This is a genomic window from Pseudoxanthomonas japonensis, from assembly GCF_043632995.1.
Lineage (GTDB): Bacteria > Pseudomonadota > Gammaproteobacteria > Xanthomonadales > Xanthomonadaceae > Pseudoxanthomonas_A > Pseudoxanthomonas_A japonensis.
Genome location: NZ_CP171632.1, coordinates 1870659 through 1895591 on the forward strand (window position 1 = coordinate 1870659; position 24933 = coordinate 1895591).

Sequence of the window (24933 nt, forward strand, 5' to 3'; positions counted from 1 at the left end):
TCAGCTCCTCGGACGCAGGGATTGGCCGAAGGAGAAGTACGGCATGGCCAGCGAGGCCCGCGCACGACGCTTGTGCTGGGCCGGTTCCGCCGCGGTGCCGTCGCCGGTGATCTCGCCGACGTCCGTTTCCAGCGCGCCCACCAGCGTCGCGGGATCCACCTCGGACGTGCGGCCGCCGGACATGGCCGCCAGTGCGCCCGCCGCCAGCAGCAGGCCGCCAACGGCCAGGCTGGGCAGCGTGTGGGTCAGTTTCTGGTTCATGGCATCTCCCCGTGAGTTGGGTGAGTGGTGTTGTATTCAACTATAACACCAAAACACGGGTCGTCAACTGTCCGGGAACGTTTTGTCACCCAACTGAAGGCATACTTGTGATGTTCGCACTAGCGGGGTAGTGAAATGAAGCTCAAGTCGTTGAAAATACTGATGTTGATGGTCCTGGCGGGCGTGTCCGCAGCGGCCCTGGCGGCGGGTTTGCTGGACGTCAGCTACCGTCCGCTGGCGGGCAAGGCGCCGGTAAACCTGAAGAAGGCGTACGCGGGGCAGGTGCTGCTGATCGTGAACACCGCAAGTAAATGCGGGTATACGCCGCAGTACGAAGGACTGGAGTCCCTGCACCAGCATTACGCCGGCCAGGGCTTCTCGGTGCTCGGGTTCCCGTCCAACGACTTCAAGGGCCAGGAGCCGGGCAGCGAGAAGGAAATCCAAGAGTTCTGCACGCTGACCTATGGCGTCAAGTTCCCCATGTTCGAAAAGGTTGTCGTGACCGGTGACAACGCCACGCCCCTGTACAAGTCGCTCGCGCAGGCGACGGGCACGGCGCCCGCCTGGAACTTCCACAAGTATCTGATCGGCAGGGATGGCCGCGTGGTCGCGAATTTCCCCAGCAAGACAGCGCCGGACGATCCCGCGCTGGTTGCTGCCATCGAGCGCGAACTGAAGGCACCGCGCGCTGCGCGTTGACGCGGTGCCTCGGCAGGTGGCCGGCGTGCCACAATATCGGTTTGGCGCCGCCATCGTGGCGCAGGTTCCAGGAGCAGGAAGGATGAAGCGGTCGGTTCGCGGCGCAGCCGTGTTGTTGGCAATCTCGTTTTCGATGTTGGGAGGCAGCGTGTCTGCACAGGAAAAAACCGCGCTGACCACCGAGCGCGACAAGGTCAGCTACGCCATCGGCGTGGACGTGGGCAACTCGCTGCAGCCGGTCGGGCCGTTCCTCGATACGGCCGCGTTCCAGCGCGCGATCGTCAACACCTTCGAAGGCAAGCCGAACCTCATCTCCGAGCAGGAAGCGCAGGCGACCGACCAGTTGCTGCGCGTCAACCTGGCCGTCGCCGACGGCCAGCCCATCCCGGGCATGCCGCCGGGCAGCGCGCCGCCGCCGGTCGACAAGACCAAGGTGGGTCTGTTCCTGGGCACGTACGTGGTCGGTCCGTCGCTGCTGCCGTTCAAGGACGAGATCGACCCCGCGACGCTGGTGCAGGCCGTGCGCACGATCACCGGCAAGACCGGCACGCCGCTGCTGTCGGTGGAGCAGGCGCAGGCCGAGATGCAGGCCTATCTCTCCAAGCGCCAGGCCACCGCCGGCCAGCGCAACCGCGATGAAGGCGCGAAGTTCCTCGCCGAGAACAAGGTCAAGCCGGGCGTGGTCACCACGCCGTCCGGCCTGCAGTACATGGTGCTGCGCCAGGGCAACGGCCAGCGTCCGATGTCCAGCAGCCGCGTGCGCGTCAATTACGAAGGCAAGCTGCTCAACGGGGACGTGTTCGACAGTTCCTACGCGCGCGGCGAGCCCGCCGAGTTCGGCCTGAACCAGGTGATCGCCGGCTGGACCGAGGGTGTGGCCTTGATGCCGGTGGGCGCGAAGTACCGCTTCTGGATCCCGTCCAACCTCGCCTACGGCCCGAACGGCGCTCCGGGCGGCAAGATCGGTCCGGACGCGACGCTGACGTTCGACGTCGAACTGATGGGTGTCCTGCAGTAAGCCGAATCACCGTATTCGGCACTGGAACTCACTGACAGGATGGGCTGATGCGTGTAGCGATCTTTGGTACGGGTTACGTCGGGCTGGTGACAGGCACCTGCCTGGCGGAAGTCGGCCACGACGTGGTCTGCGTGGACATCGATCCGGCCAAGGTCGACGGCTTGAACAACGGCATCGTGCCGATCTACGAGCCCGGCCTGTCGCCGATGGTGAAGGCGAACCATGAAGCGGGCCGGCTGCGCTTCACCACCGATGCCGCCGACGCCATTTCGCATGGCGAAGTGGTCTTCATCGCCGTCGGTACGCCGCCGGACGAGGATGGCAGTGCCGACCTGCAGTACGTGCTGGCGGTGGCCCGCACGATCGGTCGCAATCTCCAGCGCCCCTGCACGGTGGTCAACAAGTCCACCGTGCCGGTCGGCACCGCCGACAAGGTGCGCGCTGCCATCGAAGCGGAACTGACGGCGCGCGGCGTCGACGTTGCGTTCGACGTGGTCTCGAATCCGGAATTCCTCAAGGAAGGCGATGCGGTCAAGGACTGCATGCGGCCGGACCGCATCGTCGTCGGCGCATCGAGCCCGCAGGCGGTGGAGAAGCTGCGCCGCCTCTACGCGCCGTTCAACCGCAACCACGAGCGCATCGTGGTGATGGACGTGCGCTCGGCCGAGCTGACCAAGTACGCGGCCAACGCGATGCTGGCCGCCAAGATCAGTTTCATGAACGAGATCGCGAACATCGCCGAGCGCGTCGGCGCGGACGTGGAGCAGGTGCGCCAGGGGATCGGCTCCGATCCGCGCATCGGCTGGCACTTCATCTATCCCGGCGCCGGCTATGGCGGCTCCTGCTTCCCGAAGGACGTGCAGGCGCTGGCGCGCACCGCTCAGCAGCATGGTTACGTGCCGGAGCTGCTGCAGGCGGTGGAGTCGGTCAACGAGCGGCAGAAGGGCCATCTGTTCGAACTGATCCAGCGCCACTACGACCGTGGCGAGGACGAGGGTGTGCGCGGCAAGACGTTCGCGGTGTGGGGCCTGTCCTTCAAGCCCAACACCGACGACATGCGCGCGGCGAGCAGCCGGCGCCTGCTGGCGGAACTGTGGGAAGCGGGCGCCCGCGTACAGGCCTACGATCCCGAGGCACGCGAGGAAGCGGCCCGCATCTTCGGTGAACGCGATGACCTGGTGCTGTGCGAAGACGCGCGCGCCGCGGTCGACGGCGCGGACGCACTGGTGGTCGTGACCGAGTGGAAGCAGTTCCGCAGCCCGGATTTCGCGCGACTCCAGGAGACGCTCGGCGATGCCGTGATCTTCGACGGCCGCAATCTGTACGAGCCGGCCGAAGTGGAAGCGGCCGGCCTGGCGTACTACGGCATCGGACGCGGGAGGTCCGTGCGTGCAGGCTGATCTGCCCCTGTCGGGCGACATGCTGGAACGCCGGCTGGTCGAACTGGAAACCCGGCTGGCCTTCCAGGAGCACTCGCTCAACGAAATGAGCGAGGCGCTCGCCGATGCGCGTGCCGAGAACCAGCGCACCGCGTTGCTGCTGCGGACCATGGTGGAAGAACTGGGCAAGGTGCGGACCTCCCTGTTCGAGGACCCTGCCAGCGAACCGCCGCCGCCGCATTATTGATACGCTTGCGGCACAGCAGTCCCCACGAACGACCGATGACCGATTCACTCCGTGACCAGTTGCTGGGCCTGGGCTTCAAGCCCGCGCCCAAGCCCGAGCGCAAACCCGAACGCGGCCCCGATCCGCGCCGCGAGGCCCACAAGCCGGCGGGCAAGGGTGGCGCGCATCCGAAACCGGGGCAGGGCGGCAAGCCGCGTCCGTCGCAGGGTGCAGGCAAACCCAGGCGCAGCCAGGAAGACATCGACCTCGCCAAGGCCTACGCCATCCGCGCGCAGCGCGAGAAGGACGAGCGCATCGAGGCCGAGCGGGTGAAGCAGGAAGAGGCGCGCGTTCGCCGCGAGGCGAAGGCGAAGCTCGAGGCCTTCCTCAAGGACAAGGCACTGAACGACGCCGAGGCGGACATCGCGCGCCATTTCCCCTACGGCGGCAAGATCAAGCGCATCTACGTCAATGCGGAACAGCTCAAGGCATTGAATGGCGGTGAACTGGGCGTGGTGCAGCAGAACGGGCGCTACCTGCTGGTCACCGCCGCCGTACTCGCCGAGGCGGAAGCCCTGTTCGCCCCCGCGATCGCGTTGAAGGTCGATCCCGACGCGCCGGCAGGAGACGATCCCTACGCCGATCCGCAGTACCAGGTGCCCGACGACCTGGTGTGGTGAAGAGGCGGGGCCGGCATCGGCTCTGCCTCCTGCCGGGCCTCGACGGCACCGGGCGTCTCTACGCTCCTTTGATCGCCGCGTTGGCCGATGTCGGCGATGTCGACGTGCTGGCGTACGACAGCACGCATTTCGAAAGCTATGCCGCCTTGGCCGATACGCTGCGGCCCGTGATCGAGCGCCACGATGATGTCGTGCTGGTGGCGGAGTCCTTTGCCGGTCCGCTCGGAGTCCTGCTGGCGCACCGGCATCCACGGCGCGTTCGTGGTCTGGTGATGGCGGCGAGCTTCGTGCGGGCCCCGCTGCCGTTCAGCCGGATCGGCGCGACGCTTTTGCAAGGGATGCCTGCCGTCGCGCCGCCGCTGTTCGCGTTGGAGCGCTTGCTCGCGGGCAGCGGTTTGCCGGCGCCATTGCGCGCGGAGTTCGAGGCGATCATCGCCACCTTGCCGCTCGCCATCCTGCGCCAGCGTGCCCTGGCGGCGTTGCGTGTGGACGTGACGACGGAACTGGCGGCCCTGGATATCCCCGCGCTGTACCTGCAGGCCAGGCACGACCGGCTCATCTGGCCAAAGGCGGGGCGCGACGTCATCCGCCTGTCCCGCAACGCTCGTCACGCGGTGATCGATGCGCCGCACTTTCTTTTCCAGATGGCACCGTTGCCGGCGGCGGCCGAAATCGGCCGGTGGCTGGACGGATTGAGTGGAGACACGCACGGCTAGGCGCGCGCCGGCGTCCTCACCAGCCACCGCCACACGATGAAGGCCGCCATCAGCGCGATGGCCGATGAGCAGAGGAAGGCGGCTTCGCCGCCGATGCGCCACAGCTGGCCCGCGAGCAGGGCGCCGCATACACCGCCCACGCCCGACGACAGACCATAGAAGACACCCTGTCCGTGGCCGTTCATGCGGCCGGGGAAAAAACGCACGAGCAGCTGCATCGCGGCGGCGAAGAAGGCCCCGAAGTTCAGCGCATGCGTAAGCTGCGCGACCACCATCACCGGCGTGTTGTCGGGGAAGAGCGCGGTGACCAGCCAGCGCAGCGAGGCACTGAGCAGCGCGATCATCAGCACGCGGCTGGCATCCCAGCGCCGGAAGATGCGGCTGGACAGGAAGAACACGCCGATCTCGGCCAGCACGCCCACCGTCCAGAGCATGCCCTGCGTCGCGGTCGGATAGCCGTGCTCGGACAGGTAGATCGAGAAGAACGTGTAGAACGGGCCGAACGATATCTGCGCCAGGAACGCCGCGACGAAGAAGGCGATCACCTGCGGTTGCCGCAGCCGCACACGGAAACCGCCGTCGGCATCCTGTGCCGGCAGGCTCGGATCGTGCGCGTACCGGTTCACCAGGGCGGACCCGAGCACGCCTGCGAGGACGGGCAGCATGAGCCAGGGCAGCGCACCCACGCCGAGCCGCCGCTCATCGATCAGCCAGCCGAACGAGGCCACCACGACGATGAAGCCGATCGATCCCCACACGCGGATCAGGCCGTAGCGGTCGCTGCGTGCACCGAGGTGCGACATCGTGATCGATTCGAACTGCGGCATCACGGCGTTGTAGGCGAAGCAGAAGCCCAGCATCACCGCGAACAGGCCGGCATGTTCCAGCGGCAGCAGGAACAGTGCGAAGCAAGCCGTGGCCAGTGCGCAGCCCGCATGCAGCCACCGGATCGGGTGGGTGGAACGTGCCGCGAGCGTGGTCCACAGGCTGGGCGAGACGATGCGGGTGGCGTACCACAGGCTCATCAGCACGCTGATCGCGGCGACGCCCAGGCCGCGCGATTCGAGATACAGGCTCCAGTACGGCGTGAATGCACCCAGCGCGGCGTAGTAGAAGAAGTAGAAGCTGGACAGGCGTGCGGCGGGATAGGGGTGCGGGTGAGCGGCGCCGGACGATGTCATGGCGCATTGTAGCGGGGCGGGATGTGGCTGAACGGCCGTCGCGTCCGTTGGTTCTGCAGCTTGCGTGAGCCGGCCGCGAACTGTAGTCGGCTCTGGGATGACCACCAGATAGCGTTCGTCGTGCGCAAGGCGCACGCTACGGTCCCGTCATTCCAGCGGAAGCGCTAATCCATTGCCCGCCGGGGCCGCAGCATCTCGCAAGAGCAACATGGGTCCCAGCCTGCGCTGGGACGACGGCGGGGATGGTCTGGTCGCAGTTTCGTCGTTCGAGCGAAAGCTGGAATCCATGGCCCATGCGGGCCACCGTATCCCTCGTAAGAGCAAGATGGGTCCCAGCCTGCGCTGGGACGACGGCGGGGATGGTCTGGTCGCAGTTTCGTCATTCCAGCGAAAGCTGGAATCCATGGCCCGCGGACGCCGCAGCCTCTCGCAAGAGCAACGTGGGTCCCAGCCTGCGCTGGGACGACGGTGATGGTCCGGTCGTAGTTTCGTCATTCCAGCGAAAGCTGGAATCCATGGCCCGTGGGCGCCGCAGCCTCTCGCAAGAGCAACATGGGTCCTAGCCTGCGCTGGGACGACGGCGGGGATGGTCTGGTCGCAGTTTCGTCATTCCAGCGTAAGCTGGAATCCATGGCCCATGCGGGCCACGGTATCCGTCGCAGGAGCAAGAGGGGTCCCAGCCTGTGCGGGGACGACGGCGGTGGGCGGTTGGTGCGCGTTGGTGCCGGCGCGCTTCCCCAGGCAGTGCCTATTCGGGGTCGTAGTCGAGATTGGAAGCCAGCCAGCGCTCCACCTGGGCCAGTTCCACGCCCTTGCGCTTCGCGTAGTCCGCGGCCTGTTCCTTCGAGACGCGGCCGACCACGAAGTACTGGCTCTGCGGATGGCTGAAGTAGTAGCCGGAGACCGCCGCGGTCGGCAGAATCGCGAAGCTTTCCGTCAGCGACATGCCGGCGTGGGATCCCGCGTCGAGCAGGCGGAACAGCGTGTCCTTCTCGCTGTGCTCCGGACAGGCCGGATAGCCAGGGGCAGGGCGGATGCCGACGTACTTCTCGGCGATCAACGCTTCGTTGTCCAGCGATTCGTCGGCTGCGTAGCTCCAGAATTCCCTGCGCACGCGCTGGTGGAGGCGTTCGGCCAGTGCTTCGGCCAGGCGGTCGGCCAGTGCCTTCAGCAGGATGGCGTTGTAGTCGTCGTGGTCGGCCTCGAAACGCGCCACATGCGCGTCGATGCCGATGCCTGCGGTGACGGCGAACATGCCCATCCAGTCCTGCCGGCCGGAATCTTTCGGCGCGATGAAGTCTGCCAGGCAGAAGTCCGGGCGCTCGACCGGCTTGTCGACCTGCTGGCGGAGGAAATGCAGACGCTCGCTGCGGCCATCGACCTGCAGTTCCACGTCGTCGCCCAGGCTGTTCGCCGGCCACAGGCCGAACACCGCCTTCGCGGTAAGCCACTTCTCCTCGACGATCTTCACCAGCATCGCGCGCGCGTCGCGATACAGCTCGCTGGCCTGCGTGCCGACCACGGCATCGGTCAGGATCGCCGGGTACTTGCCGAACAATTCCCAGGCGTTGAAGAACGGCGTCCAGTCGATGCACTCCACCAGTTCGCCCAGCGGGTAGTCGTCGAACACGTGGATGCCGGGCTGCTTCGGGGCCGGTGGCGTGTAGGTGTCCCAGCCGCCATCGAACTTCTGGCCGCGCGCCTTCTCCTGCGAGACCAGCCGCTTGGCGTCGCCGCGGTTCCTGTGGCGTTCGCGGATCTCGGCGTAGTCGGCATCGTTGGCCGCGACGAAGGCTGCGCGCATGTCGCGCGAAATCAGCGACTGGGCGACGCCTACGGCACGCGAAGCATCCTTCACCCACACGGTCGGGGCGGTGTAGTGGGGATCGATCTTCAGCGCGGTATGCGCGCGCGAGGTGGTGGCGCCGCCGATCAGCAGCGGCATCTCGAAACCCTGGCGCTGCATCTCGCGGGCGACGTGCGTCATCTCTTCCAGTGACGGCGTGATCAGCCCCGACAGGCCGATCAGATCGGCATTCTCGGCGCGCGCCGTGTCCAGGATCTTCTGCGTGGGCACCATCACGCCCAGGTCGACGACGTCGAAGTTGTTGCAGGCCAGCACCACGCCGACGATGTTCTTGCCGATGTCGTGCACGTCGCCCTTGACCGTGGCCATGACGATCTTGCCGTTGGACTTGCCGACGTCGCCGGTGCGCAGCTTCTCGGCTTCGATGAAGGGCAGCAGGTAGGCGACCGCCTTCTTCATCACGCGGGCCGACTTCACCACCTGCGGCAGGAACATCTTGCCCGCTCCGAACAGGTCGCCGACCACGTTCATGCCGTCCATCAGCGGGCCTTCGATCACGTCGAGCGGGCGCGTGGCCTGCTGGCGTGCCTCTTCGGTGTCCTGGTCGACGAAGGCATCGATACCATGCACCAGCGCGTGGGCCAGGCGCTCGCGCACCGGCTTCTCGCGCCATGCCAGGTTCTCGACGGGCGCTTCGCCCTTCTTGCCCTTGTAGCGGTCGGCGATCTCCAGCAGCCGCTCGGTGGAATCCTTGCGACGGTTGAGGATGACGTCCTCCACGCGTTCGCGCAGGTCGGCGTCGAGGTCGTCGTAGACCGGCAGACCGCCCGCATTGACGATGCCCATGTCCATGCCCGCCTGGATGGCGTGGTACAGGAACACGGAGTGGATCGCGGCACGCACGGGCTCGTTGCCGCGGAACGAGAACGACACGTTCGACACGCCGCCGGACACGTGGCAGTGCGGCAGCGTCCGCTTGATGATCCGCGTCGCCTCGATGAAGTCGACCGCGTAGTTGTCGTGCTCCTCGATGCCGGTGGCGACGGCGAAGATGTTGGGGTCGAAGATGATGTCTTCGGGCGGGAAGCCGACGTCCTCGGTCAAGATGCGGTAGGCGCGCGTGCAGATCTCGACCTTGCGTGCGCAGGTGTCGGCCTGGCCGGTCTCGTCGAACGCCATGACCACCGCGGCCGCGCCATAGCGCAGCACCTTGCGGGCATGGTCGACGAATGCTTCTTCGCCTTCCTTCAACGAGATCGAATTGACCACGCCCTTGCCCTGCAGGCATTTCAGGCCGGCCTCGATCACGCTCCACTTCGACGAATCGACCATCACCGGGATGCGGGCGATGTCGGGTTCGGACGCGATCAGGTTGAGGAAGCGGTCCATCGCCTTCTCGGAATCGATCAGCCCCTCGTCCATGTTGACGTCGAGGATCTGCGCGCCGTTGGCGACCTGCTGGCGCGCCACCTCGACCGCTTCCTCGTAGCGCTCTTCCTTGATCAGCTTGCGGAACTGCGCGCTGCCGGTGACGTTGGTGCGCTCGCCCACGTTGACGAACAGCAGGTCCGGCGTGATGACCAGCGGTTCCAGTCCGGACAGGCGGGTGTGGCGCACGGTCGTCGCGCTCATGCGGCCTGCTCCAGACGTGCATTCAGCCTGCGCGGCGGGATGCCCGCGACGGCCTCGGCGATCGCCCTGATGTGCGGGGGCGTGGTGCCGCAGCAGCCGCCGACCAGGTTCAACAGGCCGGATTGCGCGAATTCCTTCAGCGTGGCCGCCATTTCTTCCGGCGTTTCGTCGTACTCGCCGAAGGCGTTGGGCAGGCCCGCGTTGGGATGCGCGCTGACGTACGCGTCGGCGACCGTCGCCAGCGTCTCGACGTGCTCGCGCAGGTCCTTCGCACCCAGTGCGCAGTTCAGGCCGATCGACAGCGGACGACTGTGCGCCACCGAGGTGTAGAACGCCTCGGCCGTCTGGCCGGACAACGTGCGCCCGGAGGCATCGGTGATGGTGCCGGAGATCATCACGGGCAGGCGCCCGCCACGCGCGTCGAACACTTCCTCGATCGCGTACAGCGCGGCCTTGGCGTTGAGCGTGTCGAAGATGGTCTCCACCATCAGGGTGTCGGCGCCTCCGTCGATCAGACCCTCGATGGCCTCGCGGTAGGTGGAACGCAGTTCATCGAAATTCGTGTTGCGGAAGCCCGGATCGTTGACGTCGGGACTGATCGAGGCGGTGCGGCTGGTGGGCCCGAGCACGCCGATGACGAAGCGCGGCTTGTCTGGCGTGATCGCCTCGATGGCATCGCAGCACTGCCGTGCGACCTGCGCACCGGCCTTGTTCAACTCGTAGACCAGGTGTTCGAGGTGATAGTCGGCCTGGCTGATCGAGGTGGCGTTGAACGTGTTCGTCTCGATCAGGTCCGCACCTGCTTCCAGATAGGCCGTGTGCACGCCGGCGATCACCTCCGGCCTGGTCAGCAGCAACAGGTCGTTGTTGCCCTTCAGGTCGTGGTCGCAACCGGGCCCGTGCGTGTGCGGGTGCTCGGCATCGCAGCCGTCGGCGAAACGCTGCCCGCGGTAGTCCGCCTCCTGCAGCCCGTGCTTCTGGATCATCGTGCCCATGGCGCCGTCGATGATGAGGATGCGCTGGGCCAGCGCGTCCTCCAGGCGCCTGGCGCGCGCGGGGTTGAGCCAGGGCAGCGTCTTCATGGCTTCACCGCGGTCAGCGAAATGACCTCGAAGTGGGGAGGGCGACGCTCACGGGTGACCGTCTCGGCGTTGGCGATCTCGAGGCCCGCCTTCTCGGCGAACTTGCGCAGTTCCTTCTCCGAGAAACCGAGGTTCACGTGGCCGTAGGCCTCCACGACCGACTTGTGCTCGTGCTTGCCCAGGCTGCTGAGCAGCAGGCGACCGCCCCGGCGCAGCACGCGCGCCGCTTCCGCGACGGCCTGGGCAGGCTTGGCGGAATAGGTGAGGGCATGCATCAGCACGACCAGGTCGAAGCTGCCGTCCTTGAACGGCAACGCGTGCATGTCGCCCTCGCGGACTTCCACGTTCGGAAAGCGGCGCAGGCGCTCGCCCGCGGCGGCGACCACACGCGTGCTGGTATCGATGCAGACGTAGCGCCTGGCATGCGGCGAAAGCAGTTCGGCGAGCACGCCGTCGCCGGACGCGATGTCGAGGACGTCGCCGGTTTCCAGCAGTGGCAGGGCGGTGCGGGCCAGTGCTTCCCAGGTGCGCCCGGGCGAGTAGTGGCGCTCCATGTCGCCGGCGACGCTGTCGGCCCAGTTCTGGTCTGCGGCGCGGTTGGCCAGTACGTTGGCGACGCGTTCGGCGTCCTGCCGCAGCAGCGGATCGTCGCTGCCGTCGCGCAGGCTGCGCCAGAGCTCGCGCTGGACCGCGTCCAGGTTGTCTTCATCGAACCGGTAATAGGCCGAGACGCCCGCGCGCCGATCACGTGCCAGGCCGGCCTCCTTGAGCTTGGCCAGGTGCGTGGATACCCGCGGCTGCGCCAACTGGGTGATGGCCGACAGTTCGGCGACGGTCAGTTCCTCGCGCGCCAGCAGCGCCAGCAGGCGCACACGGGTGGCGTCGGCGAACACTTTCAGCCGGGTCGACCAGGCTTCCAGATCCATAAATATCTTCCTATCGCGATATAGAGATATTTTGAAGACTGGACCCGGCCGCGGTCAACCCATTGGCATACGCCCGCGGATGGTCGCGGGTTACAATTGGTATCTAACCGTTGTCGAGGGGTACCCGTGGATTTCGCATTCACCGAAGAGCAGTTGATGATCCAGGACGTGGCGCGCCGGATCGCCCAGGAGAAGATCGGCCCCAGCGCCGAGCACCATGACCGGACCGGCGAGTTCCCGCTGGACAACATCCGCCTGTTGGGCGAGAACGGCCTGATGGGCATCGAGGTACCGGCCGAATACGGCGGGGCGGGAATGGATCCGATCGCCTACGTACTGGCGATGATCGAGATCGCCGCCGCGGATGCCGCGCACTCCACCATCGTGTCGGTGAACAACTCGCTGTTCTGCAACGGCATCCTGAAGTTCGGCACCGAAGCGCAGAAGCAGACCTACGTGCGCGCCATCGCCGAGGGTCGCGAGATCGGTGCGTTCGCGCTGACCGAGCCGCAGTCCGGCTCTGACGCCACCGCGATGCGCTGCCGCGCCGTGAAGCAGGCCGACGGCAGCTTCGTCATCAACGGCAAGAAGAGCTGGATCACCTCCGGCCCGGTCGCCAGGTACATCGTGCTGTTTGCGATGAGCGAGCCGGACAAGGGCGCGCGCGGCATCACTGCCTTCATGATCGACACGGAGAAGGCCGGTTTCCATCGCGGCAAGACCGAACCCAAGCTGGGCATCCGTGCTTCGGCGACGTGCGAGATCGAGTTCACCGACTACGTGGCGCCCGCCGACGACGTGCTGGGCAGCGAGGGCGAGGGCTTCAAGATCGCCATGAGCGTGCTGGACGCCGGCCGCATCGGCATCGCCTCGCAGGCCATCGGCATCGCCCGTGCCGCCTATGAAGCGACCATCGCCTACGTGAAGGAGCGCAAGGCGTTCGGCGCGCCGATCGGCACGTTCCAGATGACCCAGGCCAAGATCGCCGACATGAAGTGCAAGCTGGATGCGGCCACGCTGCTGACCCTGCGCGCGGCGTGGGTGAAGGGCCAGGACCAGCGCTTCAGCAACGAGGCGGCCATCGCCAAGCTCACGGCCTCGGAAGCCGCCATGTGGATCACCCACCAGGCGCTGCAGATCCACGGTGGCATGGGTTACTCGAAGGAAATGCCGATCGAGCGCTACTTCCGCGACGCCAAGATCACCGAGATCTACGAGGGCACCAGCGAGATCCAGCGCCTGGTCATCGCCCGCAACGAGACCGGCCTGCGCTGAGTCTGCCGCCGTCCTGTCGACGAAGGACGCCGCCGCAAGGCGGCGTTCTCCGTTTCGGGACCTGGATGGCGCCACCCCCGTCTTTGGTCATGGGACCGCAGGGGCGATGGTCCGCTAGAGTGGCCTGATGCGGGGGTCCGTCCCCCGTTTTCCTCCTGGAGATCCCGATGCGCAAAACCCTGATCGTCTGTGCCCTCACGCTGGCCCTGGCCGCCTGCGACAAGGGCAATGCTCCTGCCGGTGCCGCCGCCGATGCCGCGGCGCCGGTGGCGTCCGCCGCCGATGTCGCCGCCGAGAGCAAGCGGTTGAACGAGTGGTTCGAGAAGAAGTACGAGGAGCAGCTGAAGTTCAGTCCCATCCAGTTGACCTTCCAGGGCAGCAAGGAGCTGTACGACCAGGTCGACGACATGTCCGAGCAGGCCACGCGCGACCAGGTCGCGTGGCAGAAGGCGAGCGTCGAGGAGATGGAGAAGTCCTTCGACTACGCCAAGCTCGACGACGAGACCAAGTTCTCCTACGACCTGTGGAAGCTGCAGTACGAGAACGCGCGCGACGGCCTGCCGTTCATGCAGGACGGCTACGCCTTCGACCAGATGAACGGTGCCCAGAGCTTCTGGCCGACCTTCCTGATCAGCTTCCACAAGGTCGATGACGAAGCCGACTACACCGCCTACATCGCCCGCCTCAAGGCGACGCAACGCGCGTTCGGCCAGTTGCTGGAGCGCGCGCGCGCCTCGGCGGCGCAGAACATCCGTCCGCCGAAGTTCGCCTACGAGGGCGTGATCGACCAGGCGAAGAAGGTCGTCACCGGCGCGCCGTTCACCGCCGGCAAGGATTCGGCCATCTGGGCCGATGCGCAGGCCAAGGCCGATGCGCTGGTGAAGGGCGGCAAGATCGACGCCGCCCGCGGCACCGCATTGAAGGATGAAGCGCGCAAGGCGCTGCTGGAACAGTTCAAGCCGGCCTACGACGGCGTGATCGCGTGGAGCGAGGAGGAACTGCCCAAGGCGGCCGTCAACGCCACCGGCGTGGGCTCCACGCACCCGAACGGCAAGGCGTACTACGAGTACCAGCTGAAGCAGATGACGACCACCGGCATGACCGCCGAGGAGATCCATGCGCTGGGCCTGAAGGAAGTCGAGCGCATCAGGGGCGAAATGACCGCGCTGAAGGACAAGGTCGGCTTCAAGGGCGACCTGGATGCCTTCTTCACCTTCATCGACACCGACAAGCAGTTCAAGTATCCGAACACCGACGCCGGCCGGCAGGCCTATATCGACGACGCCACCGCCGCCATCGATAACATCAAGAAGGTGCTGCCGGACTACTTCGGCCTGTTGCCCAAGGCGGATCTGGTGGTGAAGCGCGTGGAGCCGTTCCGCGAGCAGGACGGCGCGGCCCAGCACTACTTCCCGGGTACGCCGGACGGTTCGCGTCCGGGCGTGTACTACGCGCATCTGTCCGACATGAATGCCATGCCGAAGACCGAGCTCGAAGTGATCGCGTATCACGAGGGCCTGCCGGGCCACCACATGCAGATCTCCATCGCGCAGGAACTGACGGGCGTGCCGAAGTTCCGCACGCAGTACGGCGTCACCGCCTATGCGGAAGGCTGGGGCCTGTATTCGGAATGGCTGGCGAAGGAAATGCCGGGAACCTACAAGGACCCTTACTCGGAGTACGGCCGCCTGAGTTCGGAGATGTGGCGTGCGATCCGCCTGGTGGTCGACACCGGCCTGCATGCCAAGGGCTGGACCGAGCAGCAGGCGGTCGAGTACTTCGACGCCAACAGCGCGGTGCCGCGTGCGGCGATCGAATCCGAGATCAAGCGCTACCTGATCATGCCGGGCCAGGCCACGGCCTACAAGATCGGCATGATCAAGATCCAGGACCTGCGCAGGAAGGCCGAAACCGAACTGGGCGACAAGTTCGACATCAAGGGCTTCCACGACACCGTGCTGGGCGGCGGCGCGTTGCCGCTGAACCTGCTGGAGCGTCGCGTGGACCAGTGGATCGCGAAGGAAAAGGCCAAGCAGGCCTGACCCTCGACGAGGTGATACCGAGAACCCCGGCCTTGCGCCGGGGTTCTTGTTTCCATCGTCAGTGCGCCGTGGTCAGCAGCGCGATGTTCGCCGTCAGCCAAGTGTCCAGTGAAGTTGGCGATTGTCCGGTGAGGCGCGCGTAGTCGCCCGTGACCTCACCGAGATCGCCGGCGGCGGTCGCGACGTCGAACGACGCGAACACGTCGGCAAGGACGCGCGGGAAGCCGTGCGCGCGCAGGCCTTCGACCTGCTGCGCCGGCGTGATGTCTACCACGGACAGCGACTTGCCGGTCAGCGTGGACACGCGCGCCGCGATGTCGCGGGCGGTGTACGCCTGCGTGCCGGTGAGGGTCAGGACGCGGTTCGTCGTGTCGGGTGAGGCGAGTGTGACAGCGGCGGCGCGCGCAAGGTCGTCACGGGCGATGTAGGCGATGCGGCCGTCGCCGGCCGAGGTTGCCCATTCGCCGGATGCCAGCGCGCCGGGCAGCGCATAGGCGAGGTTCTCGAAATACCAGGCGTTGCGCAGGATCGTCCAGCCCAGCGGAGAGGCCGAAAGCGCCTGCTCCGTTCCCCAGTGATCCGGTGCGAAGGACACATGCGACGTGTCGGCGGACGGCAGCGAGGTGTAGACGACGTGCTTCACGCCGGCATCGGCCGCGGCCTGGACGGCGGCACGATGCTGGGTCAGGCGCTTGCCGGGTTCCATCAGTGCATCGGTGCTGACCAGCAGCAGTCGATCGGCGCCGGTGAAGGCGGCCGCCAGCATGTCGGGCTGATCGAAGTCCGCGCTGCGGACTGTCACGCCACGGGCGGCGAAATCCGCCAGCGAGTCCGAGTTGCGCGTGGTGACGATGAGGCGCTCTGCCGGAACCTGCAGCGTGTCCAACAGGTGGCGGACGACGGCGCCCCCCAGTTTTCCGGAAGCGCCGGTGACCAGCAGGGTGGGGGTGGGGGACTTCATGGCGACTCCTGTATCCGGTAACGGAAAGGTCATTGGTTACGCTATGGTAGTAATGGCTTCCGCGCCCACAAGCAGGGAGCGCGAAGTAACCCGGTTACCGCGCGGTAACCATGCACCGGATATCGCCCATGACGCTGCACCGCCAATCCCTGATCCTGACCGAGAACTGCCCGATCCGCGACGTGCTGGACCGCTTGGGCGACCGGTGGACCGTGCTGGTCCTGCACGAGCTGGCCGGCGGCACGCTGCGCTTCACCGAAGTGCGCAAGCGCATCGCGGACATCTCGCCACGGATGCTGGCGCAGACGCTGCGCCGTCTGGAGCAGGACGGGCTGGTGCGGCGTGAGGTGTTCCCGACGGTACCGCCACGCGTGGACTACGCACTGACGGCCCTGGGCTCATCGTTCTTCGAGCGCATCGAGATGCTCGCGCAGTGGGCATCCGACCACCACGACGAAGTGCGGGCCGCGCGTCAGGCCTATGTCGCGCCGGCAGCCAACGCGCCGCTCTGATCCACCGCGTGGTCAGGCTTGCATCAGGGCGACGGTTCTGCAGGACACGCCATGTCGCAGACAGGCAGCAACGGTGGGCACGAACCGTCGGTCGCCGCGCATACCTCGAATGGCGTGCCACGTGCGCCGGAGCGTGAGACCGGCGTGACTTCCAGCCGCCATCGAACATGGCCGTCGGCGTCGGGCACGACGTCGCCCTCTGTCCACGTCACATGCACGACCCCATTCTCGAACTGCAGTGGCGCCAGTGCACGCGACCCGGGCACCATTCCGCCTTCGTTGAATCCGGAAACGGGTCTGATGAAGTAACCGAAGTGCTTGTAGTTCCTGCGGGACAGGCCGGAGATTTCCAGGGCGACGAACTCGACCCCTTCGCAACTACCGCCATGGAACTGAATCAACTGCAGGCGCGCCGATATGCCGGCAGGTGGCAACCGGTTCGCCGCCGCGGCGCGAAGTGAAGTCGGGAATTCATCCGACAGCGGGGGCAGGCATGCTGACGCCGTGCCGGGTACGGCGACGGCCAGTCCAAGCATCACTGTCGACAATCTCTTCATGGCAATCCTTCGCCGATCAAGGATTAGGTGAAGCGTATAGGCGCGGAAGGTCCGCCTGTAACGCCAACGCGCGCCAAAAAAGAAAACCCCGGCGATGCCGGGGTTTTCAGTCTTGTAGGTCTCGTACGGGTCAGTGACCGGTCGCCGGCTCCGGGGGCAGTCCATCGCCGTCATTCTGCGGCGCATGCTCGCGGTCGCGATCATGCGCATGGTCGCGGGCCAGGTACAGGTAGAAGGCCGGCAGCACGAACAGCGTGAACAGCGTACCGATGGTCATGCCGGATGCAATCACCACGCCCATCGAGAAGCGTGAGGCGGCACCCGGGCCACTGGCGATCAGCAGCGGGATCATCGCGAACACCAGCGCGGCGGTCGTCATCAGCACGGGACGCAGACGGATGGCGGCCGCCTGTTCGATCGCCTCGCGCTTGGACAAACCCTGTTCCGACTGCAGCTTGTTGGCGAACTCCACGATCAGGATGCCGTGCTTGGAGATCACGCCGACCAGCGTCACCAGGCCGACCTGCGTGTAGATGTTGATGCTCATGCCGGGGAAGGCTTCGATCTGCATCATGCCGAGGATGCCGCTGAGGATCGCCAGCACGTTGACCGTCAGCAGCGCCCCGCAGATCGCCATCGGTACCGTCAGCAGCATGATCAGCGCATCGCGGAAGCTCTCGAACTGCGCCGACAGCACCAGGAAGATCACGATCAGCGCCAGCGCCAGCGTCACCAGCATGGCGGCGCCTTCCTGCTTGAACTGGCGCGACTCGCCCGCGTAGTCCACCGAATAGCCCTGCGGCAGGACCTCCTTGGCGGCCTGGTCGAGGATCGCGAGTGCTTCGCCCTTGCTCACGCCGGGGCGCGGCGCAAACATGATCGACACCGCATTGAGCTGCTGGAACCGTTTCAGCGACTGTGGCTGCGCGGTTTCCTTCAGCGTCACCAGCGTCGACAGCGGGATCAGCTCGCCGTCGCGGGTACGGGTGTAGTAGTTCTCCAGGTCGCTGGCGTTGAGGCGGTCGCTGCGCTGCACCTGCGGGATCACCAGGTACGAGCGGTTCTGCATCGCGAAGCGGTTGGTGTAGCCGCCCGACAGCATCGCGGCCATGTCGGCCGCCAGCGTGCGCATGTCGATCCCCAGCGTGGCCGCCTTCTCGCGGTCGATGTTGACCTCGATGCGCGGCTTGTCGATCTTCAGGTCCTTGTCGAGGAAGATGAATCGCTTGCTCTCCATGGCCTTCATGACGATCTGTTCGGCCAGTTCGTTCAACTGGCTCAGTTCGCCCACGCCGCCGATGATGAACTCGCCACCGCCGCCATCGCCACCCGCGCTGGGCAGCGAGGGCGGGACCAGCGCGAAGATGTTCAGGCCGCTGACCTGGCTCATCTTCGGCTGCAGTTCCTGCTGCAGTACCGCGTTGGTCGAACGATCACGCTCGCTCCACGGCTTCAGCACGAAACCGGCCATCGCGCTTGGGCTGGCGCCACCGCCGCTGCCGCCGAAACCGCCGTTGAACAGGAAGTAATCCTGCACTTCCGGCACGCCCTTGGCGATCGAGGTGACTTCCTCGGTGTAGCGCTCCACATAGTCCAGCGTGGAGTAGGGGTCGGCACTGGCGACCGAGAAGATGAAGCCCTCGTCCTCCAGTGGCGCCGGCTCCTTGGGCGCCGTCATGTACAGGAAGGCGCAGGCGACCAGCACCAGGATGCCGAACACGCCGACGACCGCCTTGGTTTCCATGGTGCCGTGCAGGCGCCGCTGGTAACCGGCATTGAGCTTGTCGAAGCGCTGGTCCAGCCACTTCTCCAGCTTGCCCTTGCCGCCGTCACCGTGCGGCTTGAGGATCTTGGCGCACATCATCGGCGTCAGCGTCAGCGCGATGACGCCCGACAGCAGCACCGAGCCGGCCAGGGTGAAGGCGAACTCGGTGAACAGCACGCCGGTCATGCCGCCCTGGAAGCCGATGGGCAGGTACACCGCCACCAGCGTGGTGGTCATCGCGACGACCGGCCAGGCCAGTTCGCGTGCGCCCTTGATCGCCGCTTCGTAGGGCGACATGCCTTCTTCGATGTGCCGGTGGATGTTCTCCAGCACGATGATCGCGTCATCGACCACGATGCCGATCGCCAGCACCATCGCCAGCAGCGTCAACAGGTTGATGGTGAAGCCCATCAGCAGCATCAGGAACAGCGCACCCACCAGCGACAGCGGCACCGTCACCGCCGGGATCAGCACGCTGCGCAGCGACCCGAGGAACAGGAAGATCACCACAATCACGATGATCACGGCCTCGACGATGGTGCTGACCACTTCGTCGATGGCGTCCTGGATCTGCTCGGTACTGTCGTAGGGAATCGTGGCCTTGATGCCTTCCGGCAGCTGCGGCACGATCTCGCCGTCCCACAGCGCCCGCACGTTCTTGATGACGTCCAGCGAGTTCGCGTCCGGGGACACGAAGATGCCCATGAACGTGGCGGCCTCGCCGTTGATGCGCACGGAGGTGCCGTAGCTTTCCGAACCGAGCTGCACGTCGGAGACGTCGCCGAGCCGCACGATGGCGCCGTTCTGCTCGCGGATGATCAGCTGGCGGAACTCGTCGGCGCTGCGCAGGTCGGTGCGCGCCGTCATGTCGATCGCGACCATCTGGCCCTTGGTCGAGCCCACCGCGGCCAGCACGTTGTTGGACGACAGCGCCGTCGACACGTCGCTGGCCGTGACCTGCAGGGCGGTCATGCGGTCCGGCTTCAGCCACACGCGCATCGCGAACGTACCGGCGCCGAGGATGTCGGCGCGCTGGACGCCGGCGACGGTGACCAGCTTGGGCTGGACCACGCGGGTCAGGTAGTCGGTGATCTGGTTGTTGTCGAGCGTCTCGCTTGCGAACGACACGTACATCGCCGCGATCTGCTGGCCCTGCTGCAGGTCGATCACCGGGTCTTCCGACTCCGGCGGCAGCTGGCCGCGCATCTTGTTGACCTTGGCGGCGATCTGGGTGAGCGCCTCGTTCGGGTCCTGGTCCAGCTTGATGTAGGCCTGGATGATGCTGACGCCGGCCGAGCTGGTCGAACTGAGGTACTCGATGCCCTCGGCGCTGGCGACTTCACGTTCCAGCGGCGTGGTGATGAAACCCTGGATCAGGTCGGCGTCGGCGCCGTAGTACGTGGTGCTGATGTTGACCACGGCGTTGCGCAGTTCGGGATACTGGCGCACGTTCAATTCGGTGAACGAGCGCAGGCCGAACAGCAGGATGAAGAGGCTGACGACGATCGCCAGCACCGGTTTGTTGACGAAGATATCGGTGAATTTCATGCCGGCACTCCGTCAACGGTTCTCGGGCTTGGGCTGGGCCTCGGTCACCGGCTGCACCTTGTTGTTCACCACCACCTCGGCGTCGTTGCGCAGCTTCAGCAGGCCGGTGGTCGCCACGCGCTCGCCGGGTTTCAGTCCCTCGGTCACCGCGATCAGGTCGCCGCGGGTGGCGCCGGTCTTCACGAAGCGCTGGCGCACGACCAGCTTCTTGCCGGTCAGGTCGTTGCCCTGCATGTCCTTCTCGCCGGCGGCGCGTTGCACTTCCTGGATCACGTAGACCGCGTTGCCGTACGGGTTGAAGCTGATCGCGGTCTGCGGCACCACCACGACCTTGCGCGCGTCGCCGGTGTCGAAGCCGACATGGGCGAATGCACCGGGTCGCAGGTTGTACTCGCCGTTGGCCAGCGTCGCCTGCACCTTGAAGTTGCGCGTGGCGGGGTCGACCTGAGGTTCCACGGCGGTGACTTCACCTTCGAACACCTGGCCGGGCAGGGCATCGACGGTCGCGCGGATCTTCGCGCCGGGCAGCACCTGGCCCACCCGCTGTTCGGGCAGGGTGAAGTCGAGGTAGATCGGGTCCAGCGCCTGCAGGCTGACGATGGCGTCGCCCGGGTTGAGGTACTGGCCCAGGTTGACCCTGCGGATGCCCAGCACGCCGTCGAACGGCGCACGGATGGTCTTCTGCGCGATCAGGGCGCGCTGCGCCTCGACCTGCGCCAGCGAGGTCGCCGCCACGGTGGCGCGTTCCTCGGCCTCGGCCTGCGACACCAGTTTGTCGCGCGCCAGCGCCTGCCAGCGGTCGCGCTGCACGGCCGCCAGCTTCGCCGAGGCTTCCAGCGACTTCAGTACCGCCAGTTCATTGGCGCTGTTGAGCTGGGCCAGTACGGTGCCGGCCTTCACCGGCTTGCCGACATCGATGGAGAGGCTGCGCACCACGCCGCCTGCCTCGGTGGTGACATCGGTGCCGTTGATGGCCACGAACGTACCGACGGCCTGCCGCGCGTCGATCCATTCCTCCTGCTTGGCCGTCCAGTCGGTCACGGCGGCGGCGGGCTGCGGCATGGTGTCGAAGAAGTCGTTCATGCCCTTGCTCATGATCGCCTTGACGGCGAACACACCGCCGAAGATCACGACGACCGCAATCAGCATGAGGATCATGCGCTTGGTGGTGGAGGGCGTTTTCCGTGCGAGGGGATCTTTCCGTGTCATGGTCGGTCGGTCTTCAATGCGGGGGAGTCGGGAGAGCGACGAGCGGGCAGGGGCTGGCTCGACAGCATGTCGCGCGTGATTATCACGGTTTGAGACGCGGGCCAGTAGTGCGATCAGGCCCTTGCGCGGCGACGGAATCGGTGAGCAAACATGGTGTCCGGCCGCGCCCGGGGCACGCTCCGGCGAAACGCTCATTACGCTGGAATGGCCGCGATGACGCGTGCAGCACGAAACGAAACAGCCCCGACACGGGTCGGGGCTGTTGACGATGCGGAAACGCGGGCCGGCTCAGCGCGACGCCGGGTTCTCCTGTTCCAGCAGGTACTCCTTCGATGGCTCGTCCATCCGGTCGCCCAGCACGCGGCGCACTGCCACGAAGAACACCGGAATCAGCAGCAGGCCGAGGAAGGTGGCGAAGAACATGCCGCCGATGACGCCGGTACCGATCGCGTGGCGGGCGTTGGCGCCCGCGCCGGTCGAGATGGCCATCGGCAGCACGCCCATGATGAAGGCGAACGAGGTCATCAGGATCGGGCGGAAGCGCAGGTGCGAGGCCGTGATGACCGCATCGCGCAGGGTCTTGCCCTGCTTGCGCTCCATCACGGCGAACTCGACGATCAGGATGGCGTTCTTCGCCGCCAGGCCGATGATGGTGATCAGGCCGATCTTGAAGAACAGGTCGTTCGACAGGCCCGGACGCAGCATGGTGAACAGCACCGCGCCCAGCGCACCCAGCGGCACCACCAGCAGCACCGCGACCGGGATCGACCAGCTCTCGTACAGCGCCGCCAGGCAGAGGAACACCACCACGATCGACAGCACCATCAGCAGCGTGGCGCTGTTGCCGGCCAGGATCTCCTGGTAGGACATGCCGCTCCAGTCGTAGCCGAAGCCCTGCGGCAGCTGCCCGATGACGATGTTCTCCATCGTCGTCATCGCCTGGCCGGACGAACTGCCGGGCGCGGCGGAGCCGTTGATGTTCACCGCGGAGTAGCCGTTGTAGCGCGACAGCGACGGCGGGACCGACGCCCACGACGATTGCACCACGTTGGACAGCGGGATCATCGCGCGGCCGCCGTTGGCGTCGGTCTGCCGGCTGCTGGGCGAGTAGATGTTCGCCAGCGACTCGGCGCCCGTGCGGTACGGCGCGTCGGCACGCATGTTCACGCGCTTGATGCGGCCCTCGTAGAAGAAGTCGTTGACGTACACCGGCGCCAGCATCAGCTGGATGCCGTTGTAGATGTCGCTCAACGACATGCCCATCGACTGCGCCTGCACGCGGTCCACGTGCAGCTGCAGCTGCGGGGCGTTCTCCAGCGTGTTGGGACGCACCGCCATCAGGCTCTTGTCCTGCGCGGCGGCGCCCAGCAACTGGTTGCGTGCCGCCATCAGGGCTTCCTCACCCAGGCCGGCGCGGTCCTGCAGCCACATGTCGAAGCCGCCGAACTGGCCCAGGCCCTGGATGGTCGGCAGGTTCACCACGAAGATCTGCGCGCCCTTGATGCCGTAGAAGCGCTGGTTGGCCTGCTGGATGAACTCCGGCACGGTGATGTCGCGCTCGTCCCACGGCTTGAGCCGGATGAAGGCCATGCCGACGTTCTCGCCGCGGCCCAGGAAGCTGAAGCCCGCCACTTCCATCACGCCGTCGAAGCCGTCCATCTGCTGCAGCGTGCCACGCACCTGGTTGAACACCTGCTTGGTCTTCTGCAGCGAGTTGCCCGGCGGCAGCTGCACGATGGCCAGCGCGTAGCCCTGGTCTTCCTCCGGCACGAAGCTGCTGGGCAGGCGGGTGAACAGGAAGCCCGCCAGCACGGTGAGCAGGGCGAACACGATCATCCAGCGCGGCGCATGCTTGATGGCCGAGCCGATGTGGCCCACGTAGGTCTTCTCGATCCTGCCGTAGTACTTCTCGAAGGTACGGAAGACGATGTTCTTCTTCTCGTGGCTGTCGTGCTCGTGCTGCTTGAGGAACGTCGCGCACAACGCCGGCGTGAAGCCCAGCGCCAGGAACGCCGAGAAGGCCATCGAGATGGCGATGGTCAGCGCGAACTGCTTGTAGATCTCGCCCGAGGCACCACCCTGCAACGCCGACGGGATGAACACCGCCGCCAGCACCACGGTGATCGCGATGACGGCGCCGGTGATCTGGCCCATCGCCTTGATCGTCGCTTCGCGCGGCGGCAGTTTCTCTTCCGCCATGATGCGCTCGACGTTCTCGATCACGACGATGGCGTCGTCGACCACGATGCCGATGGCCAGCACCAGCGCGAACATCGTCAACTGGTTGATGGTGAAGCCGATCACGCTCAGGCCCCAGAACGTGCCCAGCAGCGCGACCGGGATGACCAGCGTGGGAATGATGGTGGCGCGGAAGTTCTGCAGGAACACCAGCATCACCAGGAACACCAGGATCACCGCCTCGATCAGGGTCTTCACCACTTCCTCGATCGAGATCTTCACGAAGGTGGTGGTGTCGTACGGCGAGAACCAGCTGACGCCCGGCGGGAAGCTGGGGGCCAGTTCGTCCATCTTCGCGCGCACGGCCTCCGCCACGTTCAACGCGTTCGCACCCGGCAGCAGCTGGATGGCGAAGGCGCCGACCGGCTTGCCGTTGAACTGCGTATCGAAGCCGAAGTTCTGCGCGCCGAATTCGACGCGTGCCACGTCCTTCAGGCGCACGGTGGAGCCGTCGTTGTTGGCGCGCAGGATGATCTGTTCGAACTGCTCGGGCGACGTGAAACGGCCTTCCGCGGACACGGTGGCGGTGAATGCCTGGCCTTCGGGCGCGGGATCGGAGCCGACGGAGCCGGCGGCGAACTGCACGTTCTGCGCGCGCACGGCCGTCAGCACGTCGGTGGCGGACAGGTTGAACCCCTGCAGCTTGCCCGGGTCCAGCCACAGGTTCATGGCGTACTCGGAGCCGAAGTGCTGGGTGCTGCCCACGCCGGGCACGCGCGCGATCTGGTCCAGCACGCGCGAGGCGACGATGTCGTTCAGGCGGTTGCGGTCGATGCTCGCGTTGTCGGACTGCAGGCCCACCACCATCAGGAAGCCCGCGTTGGCCTTGGCCACCACCACGCCCTGCGCGGTGACTTCGCTGGGCAGGCGCGGCGTCGCCAGCGACACCTTGTTCTGCACCTGCACCTGGGCGATGTCGGCGTCGGTGCCGGTCTGGAAGGTCAGGGTGATGGATGCCTGGCCGGCCGAACTGGAGCTGGAACTGAAGTACAGCAGGTTGTCGATGCCGGTGAGTTGCTGCTCGATGACCTGGGTGACCGATCGCTCGGTGGTCTCCGCGCTGGCACCGGGATAGGTGGCGCTGACGGTGACCTGCGGCGGCGCGATGGAAGGATAGGATTCGACGCCGAGGTTGAGGATCGAGATCACGCCCGCCAGCGAGATCAGGATCGACACGACCCAGGCGAAGATCGGGTGGTTGATGAAGAACTTGGGCATG

At 66.2% G+C, this 24933-nt stretch carries 19 protein-coding genes; 9 read left to right on the forward strand and 10 right to left on the reverse strand.

Features of this window, described 5'->3' with window-relative positions; all coding sequences use genetic code 11:
• Nucleotides 1-261 (reverse strand): hypothetical protein, encoded by a 261-nt coding sequence (locus tag ACGHX3_RS08545; protein WP_213603985.1) that lies wholly within the window; start codon nucleotides 259-261, stop codon nucleotides 1-3.
• A gap of 135 nt (nucleotides 262-396) precedes the next feature.
• On the opposite strand from ACGHX3_RS08545, the gene ACGHX3_RS08550 reads away from it, so the two are divergent.
• From ACGHX3_RS08550 to ACGHX3_RS08575, 6 genes are all read left to right on the forward strand, one after another.
• A complete protein-coding gene (locus tag ACGHX3_RS08550; protein WP_394697102.1) occupies nucleotides 397-960 on the forward strand; it encodes a glutathione peroxidase in 564 nt (187 codons plus the stop codon).
• An 82-nt stretch (nucleotides 961-1042) separates the two neighbouring features.
• A complete protein-coding gene (locus tag ACGHX3_RS08555) occupies nucleotides 1043-1978 on the forward strand; it encodes an FKBP-type peptidyl-prolyl cis-trans isomerase (RefSeq protein WP_394697103.1) in 936 nt (311 codons plus the stop codon).
• Between the two features lie 47 nt (nucleotides 1979-2025).
• A complete protein-coding gene (locus tag ACGHX3_RS08560) occupies nucleotides 2026-3378 on the forward strand; it encodes a UDP-glucose/GDP-mannose dehydrogenase family protein (protein WP_313928763.1) in 1353 nt (450 codons plus the stop codon).
• Between the two features lie 19 nt (nucleotides 3379-3397).
• Complete coding sequence (locus ACGHX3_RS08565) at nucleotides 3398-3604, forward strand: SlyX family protein (RefSeq protein WP_162338700.1); 207 nt, start codon at nucleotides 3398-3400, stop codon at nucleotides 3602-3604.
• Between the two features lie 35 nt (nucleotides 3605-3639).
• Nucleotides 3640-4263, forward strand: a complete 624-nt coding sequence (locus ACGHX3_RS08570; protein WP_213603993.1) for a DUF2058 domain-containing protein — start codon at nucleotides 3640-3642, stop codon at nucleotides 4261-4263.
• Nucleotides 4260-4979 (forward strand): alpha/beta fold hydrolase, encoded by a 720-nt coding sequence (locus ACGHX3_RS08575; protein WP_394697104.1) that lies wholly within the window; start codon nucleotides 4260-4262, stop codon nucleotides 4977-4979. The genes ACGHX3_RS08570 and ACGHX3_RS08575 overlap by 4 nt, the downstream gene beginning before the upstream one ends.
• Here the strand turns inward: ACGHX3_RS08575 and ACGHX3_RS08580 are convergent.
• From ACGHX3_RS08580 to ACGHX3_RS08595, 4 genes are all read right to left on the reverse strand, one after another.
• Entirely contained in the window at nucleotides 4976-6160 is a 1185-nt protein-coding gene (locus tag ACGHX3_RS08580) for an MFS transporter (protein ID WP_213603997.1), read from the reverse strand. The two genes, ACGHX3_RS08575 and ACGHX3_RS08580, sit on opposite strands and share 4 nt — an antisense overlap.
• 748 nt (nucleotides 6161-6908) lie before the next feature.
• Nucleotides 6909-9599, reverse strand: a complete 2691-nt coding sequence (gene metH, locus ACGHX3_RS08585) for a methionine synthase (protein WP_394697105.1) — start codon at nucleotides 9597-9599, stop codon at nucleotides 6909-6911.
• Nucleotides 9596-10681, reverse strand: a complete 1086-nt coding sequence (locus ACGHX3_RS08590) for a homocysteine S-methyltransferase family protein (protein ID WP_394697106.1) — start codon at nucleotides 10679-10681, stop codon at nucleotides 9596-9598. Before ACGHX3_RS08590 ends, metH begins: the two co-directional genes overlap by 4 nt.
• The gene (locus ACGHX3_RS08595) at nucleotides 10678-11607 is read right to left on the reverse strand and encodes a metalloregulator ArsR/SmtB family transcription factor (RefSeq protein ID WP_313928757.1); all 930 of its coding nucleotides are present in this window, start codon (nucleotides 11605-11607) and stop codon (nucleotides 10678-10680) included. The genes ACGHX3_RS08590 and ACGHX3_RS08595 overlap by 4 nt, the downstream gene beginning before the upstream one ends.
• Nucleotides 11608-11733: 126 nt before the next feature.
• Here ACGHX3_RS08595 and ACGHX3_RS08600 point away from each other — a divergent pair, with 126 nt between their 5' ends.
• Together ACGHX3_RS08600 and ACGHX3_RS08605 are read left to right on the forward strand one after the other, a co-directional pair.
• On the forward strand, nucleotides 11734-12882 hold the full coding sequence (locus tag ACGHX3_RS08600; RefSeq protein WP_162338652.1) for an acyl-CoA dehydrogenase family protein: 1149 nt from the start codon (nucleotides 11734-11736) through the stop codon (nucleotides 12880-12882).
• Between the two features lie 167 nt (nucleotides 12883-13049).
• Complete coding sequence (locus ACGHX3_RS08605) at nucleotides 13050-14924, forward strand: DUF885 domain-containing protein (RefSeq protein ID WP_394697107.1); 1875 nt, start codon at nucleotides 13050-13052, stop codon at nucleotides 14922-14924.
• 58 nt (nucleotides 14925-14982) lie between these two features.
• Here ACGHX3_RS08605 and ACGHX3_RS08610 read toward each other — a convergent pair whose 3' ends face one another.
• A complete protein-coding gene (locus ACGHX3_RS08610) occupies nucleotides 14983-15885 on the reverse strand; it encodes an SDR family oxidoreductase (protein ID WP_394697108.1) in 903 nt (300 codons plus the stop codon).
• 128 nt (nucleotides 15886-16013) lie between these two features.
• On the opposite strand from ACGHX3_RS08610, the gene ACGHX3_RS08615 reads away from it, so the two are divergent.
• On the forward strand, nucleotides 16014-16397 hold the full coding sequence (locus ACGHX3_RS08615; RefSeq protein WP_162338649.1) for a helix-turn-helix domain-containing protein: 384 nt from the start codon (nucleotides 16014-16016) through the stop codon (nucleotides 16395-16397).
• A 23-nt stretch (nucleotides 16398-16420) separates the two neighbouring features.
• Here the strand turns inward: ACGHX3_RS08615 and ACGHX3_RS08620 are convergent, their stop codons facing one another.
• The 4 genes from ACGHX3_RS08620 to ACGHX3_RS08635 all read right to left on the reverse strand — a co-directional run bounded on the left by ACGHX3_RS08620 (nucleotide 16421) and on the right by ACGHX3_RS08635 (nucleotide 24932).
• Nucleotides 16421-17158 (reverse strand): hypothetical protein, encoded by a 738-nt coding sequence (locus tag ACGHX3_RS08620; RefSeq protein WP_394697109.1) that lies wholly within the window; start codon nucleotides 17156-17158, stop codon nucleotides 16421-16423.
• The gene (locus ACGHX3_RS08625; RefSeq protein WP_394697110.1) at nucleotides 17085-20267 is read right to left on the reverse strand and encodes an efflux RND transporter permease subunit; all 3183 of its coding nucleotides are present in this window, start codon (nucleotides 20265-20267) and stop codon (nucleotides 17085-17087) included. Before ACGHX3_RS08625 ends, ACGHX3_RS08620 begins: the two co-directional genes overlap by 74 nt.
• Nucleotides 20268-20279: 12 nt before the next feature.
• Nucleotides 20280-21425, reverse strand: a complete 1146-nt coding sequence (locus ACGHX3_RS08630) for an efflux RND transporter periplasmic adaptor subunit (protein ID WP_394697111.1) — start codon at nucleotides 21423-21425, stop codon at nucleotides 20280-20282.
• A 339-nt stretch (nucleotides 21426-21764) separates the two neighbouring features.
• Nucleotides 21765-24932 carry a multidrug efflux RND transporter permease subunit gene (locus ACGHX3_RS08635; RefSeq protein ID WP_394697112.1) on the reverse strand — a complete coding sequence of 1056 codons (3168 nt, stop codon included), beginning with the start codon at nucleotides 24930-24932 and terminating at the stop codon, nucleotides 21765-21767.
• Nucleotide 24933 lies beyond the last annotated feature (1 nt).